The organism is Longimicrobium sp., assembly GCA_036389135.1.
Classification (GTDB): domain Bacteria; phylum Gemmatimonadota; class Gemmatimonadetes; order Longimicrobiales; family Longimicrobiaceae; genus Longimicrobium.
Map to the genome: position 1 here is coordinate 121,369 of DASVQP010000019.1, position 19,525 is coordinate 140,893.

22 protein-coding genes are annotated in these 19,525 nt (G+C 69.4%); 10 read left to right on the forward strand and 12 right to left on the reverse strand.

The window, feature by feature from the left end; translation table 11 throughout:
- Positions 1-16: 16 nt before the first annotated feature.
- Positions 17-1,873 (reverse strand): ATP-binding protein, encoded by a 1,857-nt coding sequence (locus VF584_03990; GenBank protein HEX8209327.1) that lies wholly within the window; start codon positions 1,871-1,873, stop codon positions 17-19.
- Positions 1,874-2,069: 196 nt separating this feature from the next.
- On the opposite strand from VF584_03990, the gene VF584_03995 reads away from it, so the two are divergent.
- From VF584_03995 to VF584_04010, 4 genes are all read left to right on the forward strand, one after another.
- On the forward strand, positions 2,070-2,366 hold the full coding sequence (locus VF584_03995) for a hypothetical protein (GenBank protein HEX8209328.1): 297 nt from the start codon (positions 2,070-2,072) through the stop codon (positions 2,364-2,366).
- A 69-nt stretch (positions 2,367-2,435) separates the two neighbouring features.
- Positions 2,436-2,717, forward strand: coding sequence for a hypothetical protein (locus tag VF584_04000; GenBank protein HEX8209329.1), 282 nt, complete (start codon positions 2,436-2,438; stop codon positions 2,715-2,717).
- Between the two features lie 74 nt (positions 2,718-2,791).
- On the forward strand, positions 2,792-3,085 hold the full coding sequence (locus VF584_04005) for a hypothetical protein (GenBank protein ID HEX8209330.1): 294 nt from the start codon (positions 2,792-2,794) through the stop codon (positions 3,083-3,085).
- Between the two features lie 79 nt (positions 3,086-3,164).
- Entirely contained in the window at positions 3,165-3,446 is a 282-nt protein-coding gene (locus VF584_04010; protein ID HEX8209331.1) for a hypothetical protein, read from the forward strand.
- 169 nt (positions 3,447-3,615) lie between these two features.
- Here the strand turns inward: VF584_04010 and VF584_04015 are convergent, their stop codons facing one another.
- The 10 genes from VF584_04015 to VF584_04060 all read right to left on the reverse strand — a co-directional run bounded on the left by VF584_04015 (position 3,616) and on the right by VF584_04060 (position 13,327).
- A complete protein-coding gene (locus VF584_04015) occupies positions 3,616-5,250 on the reverse strand; it encodes a S8 family peptidase (GenBank protein HEX8209332.1) in 1,635 nt (544 codons plus the stop codon).
- An 84-nt stretch (positions 5,251-5,334) separates the two neighbouring features.
- Positions 5,335-5,760, reverse strand: coding sequence for a hypothetical protein (locus VF584_04020; GenBank protein HEX8209333.1), 426 nt, complete (start codon positions 5,758-5,760; stop codon positions 5,335-5,337).
- 155 nt (positions 5,761-5,915) lie between these two features.
- Entirely contained in the window at positions 5,916-6,542 is a 627-nt protein-coding gene (locus VF584_04025) for a hypothetical protein (protein ID HEX8209334.1), read from the reverse strand.
- 4 nt (positions 6,543-6,546) lie between these two features.
- Positions 6,547-8,193 (reverse strand): M1 family metallopeptidase, encoded by a 1,647-nt coding sequence (locus tag VF584_04030; protein ID HEX8209335.1) that lies wholly within the window; start codon positions 8,191-8,193, stop codon positions 6,547-6,549.
- A gap of 210 nt (positions 8,194-8,403) precedes the next feature.
- Positions 8,404-9,090 carry a restriction endonuclease gene (locus VF584_04035; GenBank protein HEX8209336.1) on the reverse strand — a complete coding sequence of 229 codons (687 nt, stop codon included), beginning with the start codon at positions 9,088-9,090 and terminating at the stop codon, positions 8,404-8,406.
- 317 nt (positions 9,091-9,407) lie between these two features.
- Entirely contained in the window at positions 9,408-9,803 is a 396-nt protein-coding gene (locus VF584_04040; GenBank protein ID HEX8209337.1) for a type II toxin-antitoxin system VapC family toxin, read from the reverse strand.
- Positions 9,800-9,988, reverse strand: coding sequence for a hypothetical protein (locus tag VF584_04045; GenBank protein HEX8209338.1), 189 nt, complete (start codon positions 9,986-9,988; stop codon positions 9,800-9,802). The genes VF584_04040 and VF584_04045 overlap by 4 nt, the downstream gene beginning before the upstream one ends.
- A gap of 132 nt (positions 9,989-10,120) precedes the next feature.
- On the reverse strand, positions 10,121-11,257 hold the full coding sequence (locus tag VF584_04050) for a pyridoxal phosphate-dependent aminotransferase (GenBank protein ID HEX8209339.1): 1,137 nt from the start codon (positions 11,255-11,257) through the stop codon (positions 10,121-10,123).
- A complete protein-coding gene (dapE, locus tag VF584_04055; GenBank protein HEX8209340.1) occupies positions 11,254-12,360 on the reverse strand; it encodes a succinyl-diaminopimelate desuccinylase in 1,107 nt (368 codons plus the stop codon). The genes VF584_04050 and dapE overlap by 4 nt, the downstream gene beginning before the upstream one ends.
- Positions 12,361-12,505: 145 nt before the next feature.
- Complete coding sequence (locus VF584_04060; GenBank protein HEX8209341.1) at positions 12,506-13,327, reverse strand: 2,3,4,5-tetrahydropyridine-2,6-dicarboxylate N-succinyltransferase; 822 nt, start codon at positions 13,325-13,327, stop codon at positions 12,506-12,508.
- 174 nt (positions 13,328-13,501) lie between these two features.
- Between VF584_04060 and VF584_04065 the strand changes: the two genes are divergently transcribed.
- Positions 13,502-14,146 (forward strand): SCO family protein, encoded by a 645-nt coding sequence (locus tag VF584_04065; GenBank protein HEX8209342.1) that lies wholly within the window; start codon positions 13,502-13,504, stop codon positions 14,144-14,146.
- Positions 14,143-14,862 (forward strand): hypothetical protein, encoded by a 720-nt coding sequence (locus VF584_04070; GenBank protein HEX8209343.1) that lies wholly within the window; start codon positions 14,143-14,145, stop codon positions 14,860-14,862. The genes VF584_04065 and VF584_04070 overlap by 4 nt, the downstream gene beginning before the upstream one ends.
- A gap of 103 nt (positions 14,863-14,965) precedes the next feature.
- Here VF584_04070 and VF584_04075 read toward each other — a convergent pair whose 3' ends face one another.
- Positions 14,966-15,310 carry a hypothetical protein gene (locus VF584_04075; GenBank protein HEX8209344.1) on the reverse strand — a complete coding sequence of 115 codons (345 nt, stop codon included), beginning with the start codon at positions 15,308-15,310 and terminating at the stop codon, positions 14,966-14,968.
- Between the two features lie 143 nt (positions 15,311-15,453).
- On the opposite strand from VF584_04075, the gene VF584_04080 reads away from it, so the two are divergent.
- The 4 genes from VF584_04080 to VF584_04095 all read left to right on the forward strand — a co-directional run bounded on the left by VF584_04080 (position 15,454) and on the right by VF584_04095 (position 19,433).
- A complete protein-coding gene (locus VF584_04080; GenBank protein ID HEX8209345.1) occupies positions 15,454-15,729 on the forward strand; it encodes a hypothetical protein in 276 nt (91 codons plus the stop codon).
- A gap of 187 nt (positions 15,730-15,916) precedes the next feature.
- Positions 15,917-17,275, forward strand: coding sequence for an outer membrane protein transport protein (locus tag VF584_04085; GenBank protein ID HEX8209346.1), 1,359 nt, complete (start codon positions 15,917-15,919; stop codon positions 17,273-17,275).
- Positions 17,276-17,342: 67 nt separating this feature from the next.
- Entirely contained in the window at positions 17,343-18,662 is a 1,320-nt protein-coding gene (locus tag VF584_04090; protein ID HEX8209347.1) for an SGNH/GDSL hydrolase family protein, read from the forward strand.
- Positions 18,663-18,977: 315 nt separating this feature from the next.
- The gene (locus tag VF584_04095) at positions 18,978-19,433 is read left to right on the forward strand and encodes a SufE family protein (GenBank protein ID HEX8209348.1); all 456 of its coding nucleotides are present in this window, start codon (positions 18,978-18,980) and stop codon (positions 19,431-19,433) included.
- Positions 19,434-19,525 lie beyond the last annotated feature (92 nt).

Here is a 19,525-nt window from a genome sequence, read left to right on the forward strand (position 1 = left end):
GTGCGTGAGTGCGTGTTCAGACCGCGGCGCCGGCCGTGGCGGCCTCGGCGGGGGCTTCGGCGAGCGTCTCGTCCAGCGTTTCGCGGGGGAGGCGGACGGTGAAGCGGCTGCCGCGGCCCACAGTGCTCTCCACCGAAAGACGGCCGCGGTGGCCGCGCACGATACCCTCGGAGACGAAGAGGCCGAGGCCGATCCCCGCGATACCCGGTTTGGTGGTGTAGAACGCCTCGAAGATGTGCGGCAGGTCGTGCTCGGCGATGCCGGTCCCGGTGTCCTCCACGATCACCTCCACGGCGTCGTCGGCCACGCGCGTCACCACGCGCAGGGTGCCGCCGCCGGACATGGCGTCGCCCGCGTTGTAGACGAGGTTCGCGAGCACCTGCTGGATCGCCTCCGGGTGCACCGTCACGCGCGGAAGGGTCGGGTCCAGCGCCGTCTCCACCTCCACGCCGCGCGTCTCCATCTCCGCACCCGCCAGCGTCAGGACGCGCCGCACCACCGCGTTCAGGTCCGTGGGCGCCACCGCGTCGGAGAGGGGGCGGCTCTGGTCCAGGAGGCGGCGCGTGAGGCCGGCCATGCGCAGCAGCTCCTCCTGCGCCAGCGTGAGGAACTCGCGGTTGGGATCGAGGGGGTCGCCGCGGCGCTCCAGCGCCTCCAGGCAGTTCTGGATGTTGTAGATGGGGTTGTTGATCTCGTGCGAGAGCTGCGCTACGAGGCGCCCCATCGCCGCCAGCTTCTCGCGGTGGATCATCTCCGCCTGCGCGGACCTCAGCCGCTGCTCGCGCGCGAAGATCGCCTCGCGCATGTCGCCGAACGCCCGCGCCAGCTGCCCGATCTCGTCGTCCGACGGGCGCGGGAGGGGGGCCGCGTAGTCGCCGCGCGCCAGCCGCACGGAGGCCTCGGCAAGCACCTGCGTGGGACGCGCCACGATGCGCGACACCACCGCGGCCAGAAGGAGCGCCAGGAGAAGCGCCGCCAGCCCGATCGCCCACAACGACTGCGTGATGGCGCGCGCGATCCCCAGCTCGTCCGTCACCGGGCGAAAGAGGATCACCGTGGCCGCCAGCCCCCGCGTGGGGAGGCTGGACACCGTCGTGAGGTACGGCTGTCCACCCAGGAGCACCCGCTTCGGACCGGAGCGGAGCTCGCCGAGGTTCAGGGCGCGCACCTCCGGCACCAGTGTGGTGTCTGGCAGCGTCACCCCCAGCAGCGAGTCGCCCACGATCAGCGCCACGTCGGTACCGGTGGACTGCAGGTCCTTGCTCAGCCCCGTGGCGGTGAGCTGCGACCCCACGGCCACCGTACCCAGCCGCACCGTGTCCGCCTCCATCAGCGAATCGGACCAGGTGACCCGCTCCATCGGCGACGACGCCAGACGCAGAGGCACCCCGCCGCGCGGCCCCGGCGCCAGCACGATCCGCGTCCCCCGCCGCGCCGTGTCCGCCGCCAGAACCCGGAGCGTCTCCTCGTCCAGGCTGTGCCCGGCCAGCCTGCGCCCGGCGCTGTCCACCGCGATCACCTCCAGCTTCTGGACGTTCTCGCGGATGCGCTGCCGGAGCGCCGCCGGGTTGCTCCAGACGTCGGCCACGCGGGGGTCCACCGTGATCGTGGCCACGCTCTGGGCCAGATTGTCGTCGCGGTCGATCCAATCCTCCCGCAGCTCCTCAAGCGCGTCGCTCAGCTGGCCCGTGGCCCGCGCGTACACCTCGCGCTCCACCGCGTCGGCGATCAGCAGGAGCGCCGGCACCAGCATCAGCAGCGCGGCGCCCGCGAAAAGGACGAAAACCTTGGCGCGCAGCGACAGGCGCCGCACCGTCGCGGCGGGGCGGGCATGGAACCGCGTTCGTTCACTGAACGGCCGGACAGTGTTCACTGAACACCTCCGGCGGGTGCAAACAGGGGCACCGGACACGCTCCTGGAAGAGACTCACGGGGGGAAAGTTAAGCAGCGGCGCGGGTTTTGGCTACACGACGGCAGCCGGGGCGCATGGGGCACACCCGTTGCCTATAACGTGCCCAACTGGAGCGCGATCGCCGCCGGACCCCGGAACGAGCAGGAGCACCGCCCGATGAAGCTTCGCACCCTCCCCGCCTTCGCACTGGTCCTTGCGGCCGCGTGCGCCAACGAGGCGGCCAAGGGGGACAGGAACACCGGCACCGCGCTGGAAGGCGGCACGCCCGCGGGGGTCACCTCCGCGCCGGCGCCGGCGGTCACCATCGACACGGCGGCGGTCACGGGCCCGGCATCGACGACTACCGACTCGGCGATCGCGCGCACCACCGCGGCGCCGGAAGCGGTGGACAGCGCGGCGAGAGAGCAAGGCCAGACGCAGCAAGACAGCGCGGCGCCCGCGGCACATCCGTAGCGGCGCCACACCCCGGGCACGGCCGATCCCAGGACCGGCCCGAACACCCCCAGATCCGAGGAAACGACCATGAAGGCACGCATCTTCTCCGCGTTCGCGATGGCTGCCCTGGTTGCCACCGCCGCGTGCGGCGGCGGCGAGGGCGAGGAAGGCGGGACCTCCGAGAACGCCACCACCACGGCGGACACCACGGTCGTTTCGGGGCAGGACACCGTGAGCCAGCCGGCGGTCGTTCCGACGCAGGACACGGCGGTGACCACCACCACCACCACGACCTCGACGGACACCACGCAGGGCCAGGGACAGGCGGGTGGCGCCACCACGACCGACACCGCCGCGAAGCAGCACTGAGCAGGTGGCACACCGGGCCCGCGCAACTCTGCGCGGGCCTGGCTTTTTCGTAACTTAGGACCGAGGGTATACCAATGAAGGCACGTTTCCTTGCAGTGGCGGCTGTGGCCGTGATCACTTCCGCGGCGTGCGGCGGCGAGGGCGGCGAGGGCGGCGAGGGCGCGGCGACGGACAGCACCGCGACCACCACCACGACCACCACCGACACCGCTGGCATGGGCGCGGCGACCACCGCCCCGATGCCGATGGACTCGGCCGCGATGGGCGGCACCACGGGCATGCCGGCCGACACGACGGCCGCCGGCGCCGCGGGCACCACCACCACGACGGGCACCACCACCACCGACTCGGCCGCTCCGAAGCAGTAATCGGACGCTCGGCGGTACCCTGGCCCGCGCTTCCCTCCGGGGAGCGCGGGCTTTTCTTCGCAACAGGAAGGAGGAACGCATGAAGGCACGTACCCTTACCCTGGCGGCGCTCTGCGCCCTGGCCGCGGCCTGCGGCGGCGGCGAGCAGGAGCCCAAGGCCGGCGACAGCCTGGACCCGGGCCCCACCGGCACCATCGAGAGCACTGGCCCGCAGACCGGCACCGGCACGCCCGCCGACACGGCGACGGCCACCGACGCGAGCACCGCGGGCGGCGCCACGGCGACCCCGAGCACCGCGACCAACGCCCCACCGGCCATGACCTCCGGCGCCACCGAGGGCGACACCACCAAGAGCCACTGAACAGCCTCACACAGAGACGCAGAGGGAACCACAAGCAAGGAAGAGGGCTCGGTATGTTCCTCCGTGCCCTTTCCGTTTCCTCCGTGTCTCTGTGTGAAACGGCAGTTCGTGGATCTGAAAACGGGTCCGGAGCCTGGCTCCGGACCCGTTCTTTCGTCCGACGCCGTGCTCAGCGCCGCGCGCCGCTCATACGCTCGGCCATCTGGAATGCGGCGTACACGTTCACGATCCCGCCCGTGGTGGACAGGTCGGCGAAGCGCACGCGCTCGTTCTCGGTACCGGGGCGCACCACCATCTGGGTCGGGTACTTGGTGGAGGAGTCCAGGATGATCTGCTTGACCTGCACCGCCGTGAGGTTCGGGAAGTACGACATCAGCAGCGCCGCCACGCCGCTCACCACCGGCGCGGCCATGCTCGTCCCCGAGTTGCGCTCGTAGCCGCCGCCGGGGATCGTGGAGAGGATCTGCGCCCCCGGCGCGAAGACGTCCACCTGCCCCTTCCCCCAGTTGGAAAAGGGCGCCGCGAGACGATCCGGCCCCTCCCACGACGACGCGCCCACCTCGATCCAGCTCCGCGCCTCGCCGCCGCCCTCGAAGCGGGGGGTGGGGAAGTTCTTCTTCTCGTTCAGGTTCTCGCCGTCGTTGCCGGCGGCGTGCACCAGGAGCACGCCCCTGGACTCGGCGTAGCGCACCGCGTCGTCCACCGCGCGCTTCTGCGGCGAGTACCCCTTTCCGAAGCTCATGTTGATGACGTTCGCGCCGTTGTCCGCCGCGTAGCGGATGGCGTTCGCCACGTCCTTGTCGCGCTCGTCGCCGTTGGGGACGGTGCGCAGGATCATCAGGCGCGTCCCCGCGGGCGCCACGCCGTCGATACCCACGCCGTTCCCCCGCTCCGCCGCCACGATCCCGGCCACGTGCGTCCCGTGGTCGCCAAAGGGGCCCTTGACGTCGCGGTTCCCGTACACCCGCTCGGAGACGTTGGCGTAGTTGTCGCCCACGATGGTGGTGCGCGGGTCGAAGTCGGGGTTCAGCGCGTACAGCACCCGCTCCTCCAGGTCCTTGCGCTGCTCGATCACCTGCCGGGGCGAGTACCCCTGCTGCGCGAGCCCCAGGTAGAGCTGCTTCGCCGCCCCCACGTCCTGCCGGATCGACTGGATGCGCGAGACGTTCTCCACCGTCAGCGAGTCGGCGCCTACCTGCGTGCGCAGGATGGCCAGGGCGCGGTTCAGCGCCTTTTCGTACTCGCGGATCTGGGCGAGCGACTGCTGCGCGCCCGTCCGCTGCCGCTCCACCTGCGGCTTGACCTCGCGGAAGAGGTCGTACTCGCGCCGGGCCTCGCCGCGCAGCGTGTCCGGGTTTGCGCCCTCGTAGCGGCGGAGCTGGCCGTAGATGCGGATCACCTCGTAGGTGTCCACGCTCACGTTCCGCCCGTCGCGCCCGCCGATGAAGTTCCAGCCGTGGACGTCGTCCGCGTAGCCGTTGCCGTCGTCGTCGCGACCGTTCCCCGCCACCTCGCGCGGGTTGGTCCACAGGCTCCCGTCCAGGTCGGGGTGCCCCACGTCGGTGCCGGAGTCGATGATGGCGACCACGACGGAGCGCGCGGGCCGGCGGTTCGCCAGCACCTCGCGGTACAGCCGCTCCGCGCCGATCCCCGGGTAGCGCCCTTCCTGGTGCCACCAGTTGGCTGGCGAGGTATCCTGCTGCGCCAGCGCGGAGGCGTGGGCCACCGACGCGCCCTGGGCCTGCGCCGGAATGCAGACGCCGAGCGAAAGCGCCACGGCGCCGAGCAGACGAACGAAATTCATAGCGTTCCTCGAACTGGGTGAATCCGCGCAAAGCACGGCTGAGGCGCCGTTAGACCCCGCCGCCGCCCTGGCGTTCCGCCGCGCCTACTCGGCGGCGGACGGAAACGCGGCGATGCGGCGGGTGAGCTCCTCGTGCGCGCCCCACACGATCCCCTCGCGGCGCCGCAGCTCGTCCAGCCGGTCCGCGGCGGGCGGTGCGGGTGCCAGCAGCGCGACCACCTGCCGCACGTACGCGCGGGCGTTCTCCTCCGGGATCGGCTCGCGTGTGGCGAACGCCTCGTCCATCTGCACGATCAGCTCGGAGTAGGGCCGCAGCCACGCGAACGCCTCGTGCTGAATCAGCATCTGGAGGAAGTGCCCGCTGGACATGGGCCCGCTGCGCCGCTCGATCTCCCCGCGCTCGGCGTCGATCAGCGCCTTGTGGAGCCGCAGCAGCCCGAGCCTCACGTCCTTGAGGCGGTCGCGGATCGGGTCGGGCGGAAGCTCGGGACGGGGGATGCGGGACGCCATCGGTTTGCCTCGCGTTTCGGGTTCATTTGCGAGGCCCAGACGAAAGAAGCGCGCCGCCAGACAAAAGGAAAAAGCCTCACACAGAGACCACAGAGGGAACTGCAAGCCACAGAGAACCCCGTTCTGCTTTTTCTCTGTGTCTCTGTGTGAGCCAATTACGATCGCTGCTCCGCCGCCGCATCCCGCAGCGCACGCCCCAGCGCCTCCACCTCCGCGTACGACCATCCACGGGACAGGTGGCGGACGGCCATCACGCGCATGCTCCCCCACGGCGCCGGCACGGGATCGAAGCGCTCGGAGGGAAGCTGACCGGCCCCCAGCAAGCGTCGCAGGTGGTCCGCCGCTTCCTTGCCGTGGGCGAGCAGGGCCGCGGGGCGCACCGCGTCCAGCACGAAGTCGAACACGTCCGTGCGGCGCAGGTCGGCGGCGAGGTCGCGCTCGGCGGGCGTGGGAGTGGAGAAGACGTTGGTGTCCAGGCAGCGGACCGGCGCGGCTTCCTTCATGATCCGCCCCAGCATCCGCCGCGTGGGCGTGATCTCCGCCTTCCCCGCCGCCCGCCGCTGCGCGCGCGACGCCTCCGCCCAGATCGTGCGGTGGAAGCCGTACCCGCGCTCCCAGAAGCTCCAGTAGTCCAGCTCCAGCGCCGTCGCCGGGTTGGAGCCGACGATGAACGCGCGGCACTCCAGCGGCGATCCCTCGCACACGAAAGGGCGCACGAACGCGGGAGAGCCGATGCGCGCCCGCAGCCCGCGCTCGAACTCGTCCAGCGCCGTCACGTCCACCGCCCTACCGGGCCGCCTGGCGCGACTCCACGTAGAAATTCTCGTCCACCCGCAGCCGCAAGTCGCCGCGCGAGGGGAGAGCGAGCGTCTGCCAGCGCTCCGTGGGGCGCAGCGTCCGCATCGCCCCTCCCTGCACCGACACGCGCACCGGCATCGCGAAGCCGGGCACGACGTTGGCCCAGCGGTAGCCGAGCTGTCCGTTGCGCACCCGGTACTCCAGCACGGGAATCTTGGTGGTGGTCAGGTACTGCTGGAAGACGCGCGACAGGTCGATGCCGGCCTGCTGGCTCATGTAGCGCTGCACCTGCGCGCCGGTGACGGTCTGGTGGCGAAAGGTGGAGTTCAGGCCGCGAAGGATGCCGCGCCACTTGTCGTCATTCCCGATCACCTGACGGATGGTGTGGAGCATGTTGTGGCCCTTGTAGTACATGTCGCCCGACCCTTCCTCGTTGATGCCGTAGCGGCCGACGATGGGACGGTCGTTCTCGACGTTCTTGCGCAGCCCCACGGTGTAGCGGGCGCCCGCCTCCTTGCCGCGCAGGCACTCCACGTAGAGCGATTCCGAATAGCTCGTGAACCCCTCGTGCACCCACATGTCCGCGATGTCGCGGGTGGTGATGTTGTTGCCGAACCACTCGTGCCCGCTCTCGTGCACGATGATGAAGTCCCAGTCCAGCCCCTCCCCCGTCTGCGACAGGTCGCGGCCGCGGTAGCCGTTCTGGTAGTGGTTGCCGTACGCGATCGCGCTCTGGTGCTCCATCCCCAGGTGCGGCGTCTCCACCAGCTTGAAGCCGTCCTCATACCAGGGGAACGGGCCGAACCATCGCTCGAAGCAGGCGAGCATCGGCTTCACCTGCGCGAACTGGCGACGCGCGGCGGCCTCGTGGTACGCCAGCGGCCAGAAGTCCAGCGTCAGCGGTCCCCGCTCCCCCTGGTACGTGTCGCTGAAGTGCGTGTAGTTCCCCGCGTTGACCGCCACGTCGTAATTGTTGATCGGCTTCGATACGAACCACTCGTACGTCGTGGTTCCGTCGCCGTTCTTGCGGGTGCCGCGCAGGCGGCCGTTGGAGACGTTCACCATCGGATCGGGCACGGTGATGGCGACGCGCTGGCTGTCCGGCTCGTCGGCCTGCGTGTCCTTGTTGGGCCACCACGCGCTGGCGCCCAGCCCCTGCACCGCCGTCGCCACCCAGGGCGCGCCCGTGCTGTCCTGCCCCCACACGAATCCGCCGTCCCACGGCGCGTTGCGGGCGGCGCGCGGCTTCCCGCGGTAGTGCACGGCGATCGTCTTCCGCTCCCCCACCCGCTGCGCCGACTGGAGCGTCACGAAGAAGGCGTTCCCCTCGCGGCGGTACGACAGCCTGCGCCCGTCCTGCAGAATGCTGTCCACCTCCAGCGGCATCTGCAGGTCGATCTGCATCTCCCTGGCGGGCTGCAGCACGCGGTACGTGGTCGCCGTGCGCCCACTTATGCTCTGCGCCGCCGGGTCTATGCGCACGTCCAGGTCGTAGAACGAGACGTCCCACCACGCCCGCTGCGGGGTAATGGAGCCGCGCAGGGTGTCGGCGCGGGTGGGGCGCGCGGTCTCCTGCGCCTGCACGGCGCCGGGGAGCGCGAGAAAACCAACCAGCAGTGCGGCTGCGATGCGCATTGGCGGAGCGGGGTCGAAGACGGTTCACGGCACGGAAAAGCCCGGCCTCCCAAGCTCGGGGGCGCCGGGCTCACTGCGCAAGGGGCTGCCGTTCGATCGTGTTCCTGCTGCCCCCTTCGGAGCGGCAGCACAACCCTGCGGTACAGTGGGTCGCACGCAGAGACTCAGAGATACCGCGATGAGGTTCCTCCGTGCTTTTGTGTGTCTCTCCTACGTTAAACGGGGCGAATGGAACCTGCGATCGAATGGCCTCGGAATCGGCACGACAACTCCGGGGCAGAGTTCTATGCTCGTTGGGATCTCGCGCCACTCCTCTGCGTCCGTGAAGTGGGATGCCACCCATCGCCGCAGATCATAGCCGTTGCGCAACCTGAGGAGAGGCGCCTTGTTTCTCGCGAACCACTCCGCATCCGGCGTAAACGTGGTATTCGTGACTAGAACTCCAACGTCGAAGGGATTGGCACCCAGTACAGCCGAGAACTCCCGGATCGGCCTCGGCCCCAGATACTTCAGGGGCGAGCGATGGTGCTTGATCTGAGCAGCACCGACAAATGGAAAAAGAGTCTGAGCCTTAGGAAGGAAAATGAGATCGATGCCACCATCTTTCTTGTTATATGCACCAACCCTTTCGACGTGAAATCCCATAGCATCGAAACGTTCAGCGATGAATTCTTCAAATTGCTCGGGGGTTAGCTTATAAACTTCGGCGAAGTCATTGGTAAGGCGCTGCAGTAGCGGGCGTGTTGCGGAAACCAACCGGACTTGAGTAGTCCGTACGAGAGCTTCGTGGATCCCTCCGTCAAACTGCAGATTGATTTGCGCCCCGTCGGTGGACGGCAGCGGATGACGCCGCCACAATCTGGCAGAACTGGAGCCATTCTCCTCGATGATTCCCACACAAGTTTGGCATAGGTGGCGCACAGACTGACGGCTACGCGCCGCAGGATGCGGTTCGTCACGATAGTATGTATCACCTCGAGGGATGTGTGCCGTACAGATAAAGCACGTATACACGCTACGCGCGCGTGATTCACGAAGATAGAGCCTCATGCGATTTTCAGCTGTTCAGAAGAAGCAAGGAGGCGAAGATTGGGCGAAGGAGGAGCTGTTTGACATCCCAGGTTCGTCATCGGTCGTCCCGACGCTCTGCTCGCGCGGCAAGTTGTCTGGACGGGACAGGTGCTCGGCCCAACATCGTATGCGGCGGCGTGGTCTCAGGTGGGCAGTCTTTTGACGTGGGGATAGCGCAAGATCTGCGCGTCGGACGTTACCAGGGGACAGTCTAGGACCCGCGCGGTCGCGACGATGATCTGGTCCGCAGGGTCGCGATGAAACTCGCCTGGGAGCAGGGTGGACTCCACCGCGATGCGAGGCGTCAATTCCACTACTCGGAGTCCGGGGTAGCCGAGGGCCAGATCCATCCACTCCGGAATGGGGCGTGGAAACCGAACTCTCCCAGCCTGTGCCAGCTTCGCCGCTTCCCAGCACGAGATCGCGCTTACCCCGATGCCGGTGCTCTCGTGATCAGAGAGCACCTTACGCTGCGCGCTGGTCAGCTGCGGATCACCGTTCACCCACCACAGCCAAATGTGGGTGTCTATCAGGATCACTGGAGTGCTTCCCAATCATCCTGCGCTACCGGCTCAAAGGGATCGGCGTAGGGTAGCGGTGTGCCACGAAGAGGGTAACGCGCCGCATCTCGCGAGTTGCGCGCCTCCGCCAGCACGATCACCTCCACCTCTTCACCTGCCTGGAACGGCAGATCAGGTAGTGTTACGGAGCCGTCTTGGTTCACATGTACTCGCGTTCGATACGCTTCCATGAGTTCCTCCGGGTTGCAGTACACTACACCCTCCAGGGCGAGCGTGTTTCCCGTGAGCGGCAAGTTCCGTGACCGAAAACCCGTTTTCGGGCCATCCGGCGCGAATTACGCGCTGGCGAAGAACGCCGCCATGCGCGCCATCCCCTCGGCGAGCGTGGCCTCCTCGGGAACCCAGGAGATGCGCAGCCATCCCTCTGCGCTGGGGCCGAAGGCGGTGCCGGGGACGGCTACCACGCGGTGCTCGTCCAGGAGGCGCTCCGCCGCGGCCATCGAGTTGGCGGCGAGGTGCGGGGGGAGGCGGATGAAGGCGTAGAACGCGCCCTCCGGCGGCACCAGCTCGATCCCGTGCCGCTCCGCCAGGGCCAGCAGCGCGCGGCGGCGGGCGGCGTAGAGCGGGCGGTGCGCGGCCAGGGAGCCCGGCTGCGCGAACGCCTCCATCGCAACCCACTGGCTGAAGGTGCTGGAGGCGGTGTTCACCAGCCCGTGCACCTTGATGGCGTTGGCGATGACGGGAGCGTCCGCGATCAGCCACCCTGAGCGCATCCCGGTCAGCGCGTTGCTCTTGGAGAGCGACCCGACGGTGAGCGCGTGCGGATACAGCGTCGCCAGGGAGGCGGGCGGCTCCGGCCCGTAGTAGAGCTCGCGATACACTTCGTCCACCAGCACGTACACCGGCGGGCCGGGGCGCGCGGAGAGCCCCTCGGCAAGCGCGCGAAGCTCCGCCTCCGGCCACACGCGCGCCGTCGGGTTGCACGGCGAGTTGAGGATGACCATGCGCGTGTCCGGCCCCAGCGCCTCCAGCACCGGCGCAGCTCGCGGCGCAAAGCCGTCGTCAGGCGAGAGCGCGACGGTGCGGTAGCGGATCCCCTCCAGGATGCACAGCTTCGGGTAGGCGAGGTAGCACGGCTCCACGATCAGCACCTCGTCGCGCGCCGGGTTCAGCGTCGTCTTGATCGCGAGGAAGAGGGCTTCCTCCGATCCCACGGTGGTGCAGACGTTGGCCGCGGCGGTGCGCTCCGGAAAGCCATGGTGGAGCGCAATCGCCTCGCGCAGCTCGGTGAAGCCGCCGTTGGGCGAGTACGGAGTTCCGTGGACGCGGACGCGCTCCATGGCGCCCTCGAAGAGCCGCATGTCGGGGCGCAGCACGGGCTCGCCCAGACCCAGGTCGATGTCGCCGGGGCGCTTGCGGGCGTGGAGGGCGCGGATCAGCGAGGGCGTGATCCGCTCCATGGTGGGGTTCACGGGCGAAAGTACCGGTACAGGGCGGCGAAACAGTGCTCCAGCGAATCGATGGAGCACCATTCGTTCGCCTGGTGCGCCTGCGATGTCTCGCCGGGGCCGAAGTTGACGGCGGGGATGCCGTGCGCGGTGAAGCGGGCCACGTCGGTCCACGCCTGCTTCGGCTGGATGTCGAGCGCCAGCCGCTCCCGCCAATCGCGGATCAGTGGATGGTCCGCGTGCACCTCGCCGGAGGGCGCCGAGTCGATGAGTTCCACCGTCGCCGCGTCGCCCACGATCTCGCGCAGCTCGCGCTCGGCGTTCTCGGCGGTGTTGCCGGGGGCGAAGCGGAAGTTGACGTTGAGGACCAGCGCGTCAGGCACCACGTTCTTGGAGTTTGAAGTAGTCGCCTGCGTCACCACGATCACCTCGTAGAAGTCCAGCGCGCCGAAGGTGATGCAGCGCCGCTCGAGCTGTGCGAACTTCTCCAGGAGCGGGATGGCGCGGTAGATGGCGTTCTCGCCCTGCCAGGGGCGCGCGCTGTGGGCCCGCACGCCCGGCACGGTCACGCTGGCGTGGAGGACGCCCATGCAGCCGGGCTGAAGCGCGCGGTCGGTGGGCTCCAGGATGAAGGCGAAGTCGATGGCGGGGAGCTCCGGCCAGGTGAGCACGGCCTCCAGCCCGTTCCCCTCGCTCGGCCCCTCCTCGCCGTCGTAGAAGATCCAGACGGGGCGCGAGCCCTCCAGCTCCTTCCACCGCTCCAGCAGCGCCAGCATCACCGCGACGCCGGCCTTCATGTCGGTGGCGCCGCAACCGTACACGCGGCCGTCGCGGATCTCGTACGCCTGGTCCTCGGCGCACTTCACGGTATCCAGGTGCCCCACCAGCGCCACCACCGGCAGCCCCGGCGCCCCCTCCGCGCCCAGCGGATCGCAGACCAGCGAGTTGCCGATCCTCTTCACCGACTCCGGTCCCGCGAAGGCGGAGCACTGCCCCTCCACCCATTCGGCGATCAGCGCCTCCTGCCCCGTCTCGCTCGGGATCTTGCACAGCGCCAGCGTCCGCTCGGAGAGCTCGTGGCGGAGGGCTTCGGGATCGGTGTTCGCGTGGGTCTGTGGTTGGGTCACGATTTCGGTTCGGCTTCAGGTTACGGGTAACTGCGGGCCTCACACAGAGCCACAGAGAGAAACGGAAAGAGGAGAACGGGAACCCCCTTTTCTGTTCTTGCTGTCATCCTCTGTGTCTCTGTGTGAGGCCCTTCAAAAGGACAGCTTACACCTGGACGTCGAACGTCCTCAGCACGTCGTTCAGCGACGTCTTCTTGTCCGTCGATGCCTTGCGCTCGCCGATGCGGAGGGCGCAAGGGACGTGAAAGGTGCCGGCCGGGAACTCCTTGGGGAGCGTGCCGGGGATCAGGACGGAGCGGGCGGGAACGCGGCCCTTTGTGATGACCGGCTCGCTCCCCGTCACGTCCACGATGGGGGTGGAGGCGGTCAGCACCACGCTGGCGCCCAGCACCGCCTCCTCCTCCACCACCACCCCCTCCACCACGATCGATCGCGAGCCGATGAAGGCGCCGTCCTCGATGATGACCGGCGACGCGCCCGGCGGCTCCAGCACCCCGCCGATCCCCACGCCGCCGGAGAGGTGCACCCCCGCGCCGATCTGCGCGCACGAGCCCACCGTGGCCCAGGTGTCCACCATCGTCCCGGCGCCCACGTACGCGCCGATGTTGACGTACCCGGGCATGACGACGCACCCCGGCTCCAGGAACGATCCGTAGCGGGCCACCCCCGGCGGCACCACGCGGATCCCCTGCGCCTGCAGGTCCGTCTTGGTGCGGATCTTGTCGAAGAAGCGCAGGTCGCCGGCCTCCATAGGCTCCAGCGGGCGCAGGGCGAAGTAGAGGAGGATCGCCTCCTTGACCCACGCGTTGACGCGCCACACCCCGTCCACCTTCTCGGCCACCCGCACCCGCCCCGTGTCCAGCAGGGCGATGGTCTCCTCGACGGCCTCGCGCGTGGCGGGCTCCTTCAGGCGCTCGCGCTCCGCGAACGCGGCAGACACGGTCCGTTCCAGCTCCCCAAGCTCCATCCTCCCCTCCTTGATCGCCCCGGACGCACCCGCGCAAACGGGGGCGCAACGTAGCCCGCGCCCAACCGGCGCGCCACCCCCGCGCGAATGGCACAAGCGCATGCCGCGGTGTAGATTACCGGCGCGGCGGCGGCAAGGGCCGGGCCGCCGCGAACCACACCAAGGAGCACCTGGATGGCGAACGGAACGCGCCGCCCCGCCATGTGGGCGGCGATCGCGCTGGCATGCGCCGCGGCTCTCGGGGCGGCGGCGGTGGGGGGAGCGGGCGGCTGGCCGGGCGCCTCCTCCTTCCACGGCACCACCTACGACGACACCGGCCCCGCGCCCGCCTTCGCCCTGGTGGACCACGACGGGCGCCCGGCGACGCTGGACAGCTATCGAGGGCGCCCCGTGCTCCTCTTCTTCGGCTACACGCACTGCCCGGACGTCTGCCCGCTCACGCTGGCGCGCTTGCAGCGCTCCGTGCGCGCCGCGGGGCGACGGGGCCAGGACGTCCGCATCCTCCTGGTGACGAACGACCCCGCGCGCGACACGCCGCCGGTGCTCAAGAGCTACGTGTCGAAGTTCGGCCCGCAGGTCGTCGGCCTCACCGGCGACTCCGCGTCGATGGCGCGCGCCATGGCCGGCTACGGCGCCTACACCATGCCCGCCGCGCCCGCGGCCGCGCACGGCGGCGCCAATCCGGCGAAGCCCGCCATGATCTCCCACTCGGCCGTCGTGTACGGGATCGACCGCGAGGGGCGGCTCCGCGTCGTCATCACGGAGGGCGCGAAGCAGGAGTGGATGGACGACGACGTGAGGACGCTGTCACGGCTTTGAGCACCGTCGCCGTCCTGACCGTCGTGCGCTACCGTCCCACGCGGGCTGTGCTGGGGGCCTGGCACATGGCCGCCCAACGCCCCCTGCTGGCGCGCGTGCCCGGGCTCCGCTTCGCGCGGCTGCTGGGGACGGGGCGCGGAATCGGCTTCAGCGCGGTGCCCGACTTCGCCACCTGGGCACTCTTCACCGCGTGGGAGGATGCAGCGGCCTGGGAGCGCTTCGACGCGGAATCGCGCGTGATGCGCCAGTACCGCGCGCGCGGCGAAGAGGTCTACTCCATCGTCATGACCCCGCTCTCCGCGCACGGACGGTGGGGCGGCATGGAGCCGTTGCTCGTCCGCGATCCGCCGGAGCGCCCCGATCCCGCCGCGCCCGTCGTCGTCCTCACCCGCGCCACCATCCGGCCCAGCCGCGCTCTCCGCTTCTGGAGCCGCGTCGCCCCGGTGGACGCCACCCTGCGCGGCCACCCCGACCTCCTCCTCAGCTTCGGCGTCGGCGAGGCGCCGTACTTCAAGCAGGCCACGCTGAGCGTGTGGCGCAGCGCGACGGCAATGACCTCTTGGGCCTACGGCAGCGCCGCCCACGCCGAGACCGTCCGCCGCACCCGCGCCGAGAACTGGTACTCGGAAGAGCTCTTCGCCCGCCTCCGACTGCTGGGGACGCGCGGGAGCTGGCACGGCGTGGACCCGCTGGCGCAACTGCTGAGCTCCACCTGAGGAACAACAGCCTCCCACAGAGACACAGAGGACAGTACAAGGACCTCAGAAGGGGTTCTCCGTGCCTTTCAGCTCCCCTCCGTGCCCTCTGTGTGATGCCGTTTCACTCCGTCCCCGGCACCCTCACCCGCCCGTCCCGCGTGGGCGCCGCGAAGACGACGTCGGGGAACATCTCCTCGTTGAACGGATTGTACGCCTCGCGCGGGGTGAAGCGCTGGTCCACCACCTGGGCGCTCTCGAAGAGTGACACCTCCGGGTTCTTCCACCCGCGCAGCACCCCGCCGGAGCTGTAGCCGCCGATCTGGTAGAGGTGGAAGAGGCGCTTCCCCGTGGTGGAGACGAAGACCATGTACGGCTCCACGATCCGGTAGCGCCCGGACGGCTCCGTGAGCCACACCAGGCTGAGCGACTTCCCCGCCGCGATGAAGGTCCGCTCCACGTCGTTCATACGCTCCCCCCAACGCTCCAGGATGCCGGCGAATCCGGCGGCAATCGGGGGGCAATCGCAAAACGACTGCCTGCGCATGGCGCGGCCCGGGCCGTGCATTACCGGATCGGCCCGAGAGACAAGTGAACAGAGGGAGCGAGTGGATGGCACCGAAGCGGCGCGCGGCGGACAAGCGATGGGTACAGGTGATGGGGTGGATCGGGTGCCTGACACTGGCGGGCTCCCTCACCTACACCTTCATCAAGGCGCTCACGGAGGGCGCGCAGGATATCGACCCCCTCTTCTTTGGCCTGCAGACGGTGGCAAGCTTCTTCTTCCTGCTCTACTCTCTGCGCCTCAAGAACCGGATCTTCGTGGCCGCCAACTGCGTCGCCCTCCTCAACGCGGTGGGGACGATGGTCGTGGCGCTGCGCGAATGAGCGCGGCTCAGTGGCCGGGCGCCGTTAAATACAAGGCGGCGCGCGCCGAATCGCCTTGACCGGGGCCGTGGCGGGGTGTATCGTGAGGCCACCTAGCCCGGGCACACCCATCCCGTCCAGCACCCCCGCCGCGCCTCGACGCGCGCGCACGGGGACCATCCAAGAGCGACACCCACAGGAGACCCGTATGAAACGAAGTCTGGCCATGGCCAGTGCCGCGGCCGTCGCGTGCATCGCGGCCGGCACTCCCGCCCTGCACGCCCAGGGCTCCGGCGTAGACCAGCAGAGCGCATGCATGACCGGTCGCGTGGGCACCGGCGTGGCCATGCCGTGCGAAGACGGGTCCGCGGTGTACTTCAGCCCGGCCGGGCTGGCGATGCAGGGGAGCGCGCTCAGCGTGGGCGTGACGCTGGTCAACACCAGCAACACCTTCCGCTACGACCCCGGGTACAACCTGGCCGACCCCACCATCCGCCGCGAGGCGGAGACCGTTCCCGTGCCGCAGGCGTTCGTGAACTACCGCGCGTCGGACCGGCTGGCGGTGGGTCTGGGCGTGTTCGCGCCGTACGGCCTGGGGCTGAAGTGGGACGTGTGCAGCATCGCGGAGACCAACACCGCGGCCTGCACCGCGGAGAACAACTTCGAGGGGCGCTTCACCGGCTACGACAACGCCTTCCGCGGCATCTACATCCAGCCCACCGTGGCGTACCAGCTCGTCCCCGGCCGCATCGCGCTGGGCGCGGGGCTGGACTACGTGCGCGGCAACATCGAGGTGCACCAGCGCGCCGACGTGCCCGGCTCCGGGCTGCGCGGGCTGGACGTGGCGGACGCCACCCTCAAGGGCGAGGGCACCGGCTTCACCTACCACCTGAGCGGCATCGCGCGGCTGAGCGAGCGCGCCTCGCTGGGCGTGCGCTACCTGCACTCGGCCGAAGTGGAGATGGAGGGCGACGCCACCTTCCTGCCGGTGCCCACCGGCAACGCCGGCATCGACGCGCTGATCGCGGCGCAGATCGCCAGCGGCGCGCTGGGTGACCAGGGGATCGGCACCACCATCGAGTTCCCGTCGCAGCTGGTGGTCGGCGTCAACTTCGCCGCCACCCCTCGGCTGAACGTGATGGCGGATTACCAGCTCACCGGGTGGGAGAGCTTCGACCAGTTCGACATCGACTTCGAGAACGAGAACGCGACCGACCGGGTGCTGAACCTGGGGTACCAGAACACCAACACCTTCCGCTTCGCCGCCGACTTCGCGGCGACGGAGGCGCTGGCGCTGCGCGCCGGCTTCCGGTACAACAACGAGGCTTCGCCCCGCGCTACGCCGCTCCTTCCGGAGTTCGAGCGCAACTACTTCACGGCCGGGCTGGGCTACCGCTTCACCCGCAGCCTGGGGCTGGACCTGGCGTACCAGCACATCGTCCAGCCGGACCGCCGCGGCTCCGTGCGCCCCGGCGAGCCGAACGTGGGCGTGTACACCGCGGACGCAAAGGTCTTCGGGGTGACGCTGTCGTACCTGTTCGGCCGGCACCATGCCGCCGCGCGGTGACCGGCGCGCCCTCGTGCTCGTCTCAATGCGCCGGAACCTGCAAACGATCCCCTTCGGAGAACTTCGGATGAAATCTGGAACGAGCCGGCTCCGGCTCCTCGCCATGGCCGCCGCGGCGCTGTCGCTGGGCGCCTGCGTGGACGACGGCCAGGAGCTGATCACCCCCCGCAACCCCGCCAACGGCGCCATCTTCGCGCGCTACGTGGCGCTGGGGAACTCGATCACCGCCGGCTACCAGGCAGGCGGCATCGTGGACACGCTGCAGCAGCGCTCGTACGCGGTGCTGCTGGCCGAGCGGGCGGGCGTCACCAACTTCGGCATTCCGCTCATCGCCCAGCCCGGGTGCGGCCCGCTGGTGCCGTTCACCGCACCGCTGACCCCGTCGGCGCCCGCGGCTACCTGTGCGCGCTCGGCAGCGGGCGCGCTGGTCAACCGGGTGCAGAACGTGGCGGTGCCCGGCGCCCGCCTGCTGGACCTCCTGCGCTTTCCCAGCGGCTCGCTGGGGCAGGTGAACACCGTGCTGGTGGGTCCGCGCACGCAGGTGCGGGCGATGAAGGAAGCCCAGCCGACCTTCGTGTCCGTGTGGGTGGGGAACAACGACGCGCTGGAGGCGACGGTGGGCGGGCTCCTGGGGCCGACGCCGACGCGGGCCGACTCGTCGCTCACGCCGCTCGCCACCTTCCAGACCCAGCTCAATCAGCTGGTGGACTCGATCAAGACGGCGGCGCCGCAGGGCGTGATGCTGGTGGGCGTGGTCAACGCCATGAGCGGAGCGCCGATCATCCAGCCGGGTGCCTACTTCTTCCTGTCGCGCGACGCGGCGGGGCGGTTCCAGGGCAAGCCGGTGAACAACAACTGCTCGCCGGTCAACGCCCTGGGGCAGCTGAACCCGCTCTCGCGGAACTTCGTCTCCTTCCAGATCCTGAACTCGGCGGTTCCGGAGATCGACTGCAGCGGCACGCTGGCGGGAGGTGTGTTCGTGCTGGACGCGGCGGAGCAGACCGTCGTGGCGGCGCGGGTAACGGCCTTCAACAACGCGATTCAGGCGGCGGCGACCGCCAACAACTGGCTGTACGTCAACCCGAACACGATCCTCGAGTCGTTCCTGCCGGTGCGTGACGCGCAGGGGCGCGCGCAACGCATCCGCAAGTGCCAGGGGCTGGCCACCGCCACCACCGCGGCCCAGTTCCAGACGGCGCTGCTCACCACCTGCCCCGTGCCGCCGACGGGCTCGACGGCTGCCTTTGCCGCGCCGAACTTCTTCGGGTCGCTGATGTCGTTCGACGGTGTGCACCCCTCCACGGAGGCGCACCGGATCCTGGCGGGCCGCTTCGCCGCCGCCATCAACGCGAAGTACGGCACCACGCTCACCACCGTCGAGACCTGATCTCGGCGCGAGGCTGGCGGAAGCGGGGCGGTCCGGAGCGATCCGGGCCGCCCCGCGGTCGTTGTACGGAGCGGCTGGCCTCACGCGGAGGCGGAGAGAACCGCAACCGCAGGCTCACACAGAGACACAGAGAGGCACAGAGAGAACGGCCAAAAAGAAGTTCTCTGTGGCTCGTGGTTCCCTCTGTGTCCTCTCTGTGTGATGCTTTTGCTGTTCTTCTCCGCGTCTCCTCGTGATTTTCACGTTGCGGAAGATGCGGACGGGTGGGGCGGGAGTTACGTTCGGGAGCATGTTTCCTGCAACCCGCGCACGGCCATGAGCGACGCAACGCAGTCCGCCGGGATCCCCCCGGGCATCGAAAAGATTCTCCGGCGCTTCGCCACGCTCACGCCAGACCTCACCCGGCAGGCGCTGGTGCAGTACGCCAACAAGCTGCCGCCCCTGCCCGAGCGCTTCCGCGGGCTGGACGCGGAGCAGTACCGCGTCACCGAGTGCCAGACGCCGGTGGCCATCTTCCCCGAAGTGGTGGACGGGAAGATGCACTTTCACGCCGACGTGCCGCAGGGCGCCCCCACCATACGCGCGCTGCTGGCGCTGCTCTTCGACGCGCTCAACGGGCAGCCCCCGGAGACCACGCTGGCCATCCCCCAGGACTTCGTGCCGCGGGTGATGGGGAAGATCGGGCTGGCCACGCGCGAGGTGGGGCTGACCGCCATGGTGGAGCGGCTGAAGCGGGCCGCGCGCCAGGCGCGGGAGGAGGCGGGGGAGTGAGCGCGGAGCCTTGCGCACGCCGCCCCCGTTCGTTCTTTTGTCCATCCCTGCGGGGCCGCTGTGCGCCCCCGGGCGAACCCGGAAACGAGACC

Coding starts and splice junctions, on each gene's coding strand:
- VF584_03995 (HEX8209328.1), top strand. CDS start 2,070: ATGAAGCTTCGCACCCTCCCCGCCTTCGCACTGGTCCTTGCGGCCGCG.
- VF584_04000 (HEX8209329.1), top strand. CDS start 2,436: ATGAAGGCACGCATCTTCTCCGCGTTCGCGATGGCTGCCCTGGTTGCC.
- VF584_04005 (HEX8209330.1), top strand. CDS start 2,792: ATGAAGGCACGTTTCCTTGCAGTGGCGGCTGTGGCCGTGATCACTTCC.
- VF584_04010 (HEX8209331.1), top strand. CDS start 3,165: ATGAAGGCACGTACCCTTACCCTGGCGGCGCTCTGCGCCCTGGCCGCG.
- VF584_04015 (HEX8209332.1), bottom strand. CDS start 5,250: ATGAATTTCGTTCGTCTGCTCGGCGCCGTGGCGCTTTCGCTCGGCGTC.
- VF584_04020 (HEX8209333.1), bottom strand. CDS start 5,760: ATGGCGTCCCGCATCCCCCGTCCCGAGCTTCCGCCCGACCCGATCCGC.
- VF584_04030 (HEX8209335.1), bottom strand. CDS start 8,193: ATGCGCATCGCAGCCGCACTGCTGGTTGGTTTTCTCGCGCTCCCCGGC.
- VF584_04060 (HEX8209341.1), bottom strand. CDS start 13,327: ATGGAGCTTGGGGAGCTGGAACGGACCGTGTCTGCCGCGTTCGCGGAG.
- VF584_04065 (HEX8209342.1), top strand. CDS start 13,502: ATGGCGAACGGAACGCGCCGCCCCGCCATGTGGGCGGCGATCGCGCTG.
- VF584_04075 (HEX8209344.1), bottom strand. CDS start 15,310: ATGAACGACGTGGAGCGGACCTTCATCGCGGCGGGGAAGTCGCTCAGC.
- VF584_04080 (HEX8209345.1), top strand. CDS start 15,454: ATGGCACCGAAGCGGCGCGCGGCGGACAAGCGATGGGTACAGGTGATG.
- VF584_04085 (HEX8209346.1), top strand. CDS start 15,917: ATGAAACGAAGTCTGGCCATGGCCAGTGCCGCGGCCGTCGCGTGCATC.
- VF584_04090 (HEX8209347.1), top strand. CDS start 17,343: ATGAAATCTGGAACGAGCCGGCTCCGGCTCCTCGCCATGGCCGCCGCG.
- VF584_04095 (HEX8209348.1), top strand. CDS start 18,978: ATGAGCGACGCAACGCAGTCCGCCGGGATCCCCCCGGGCATCGAAAAG.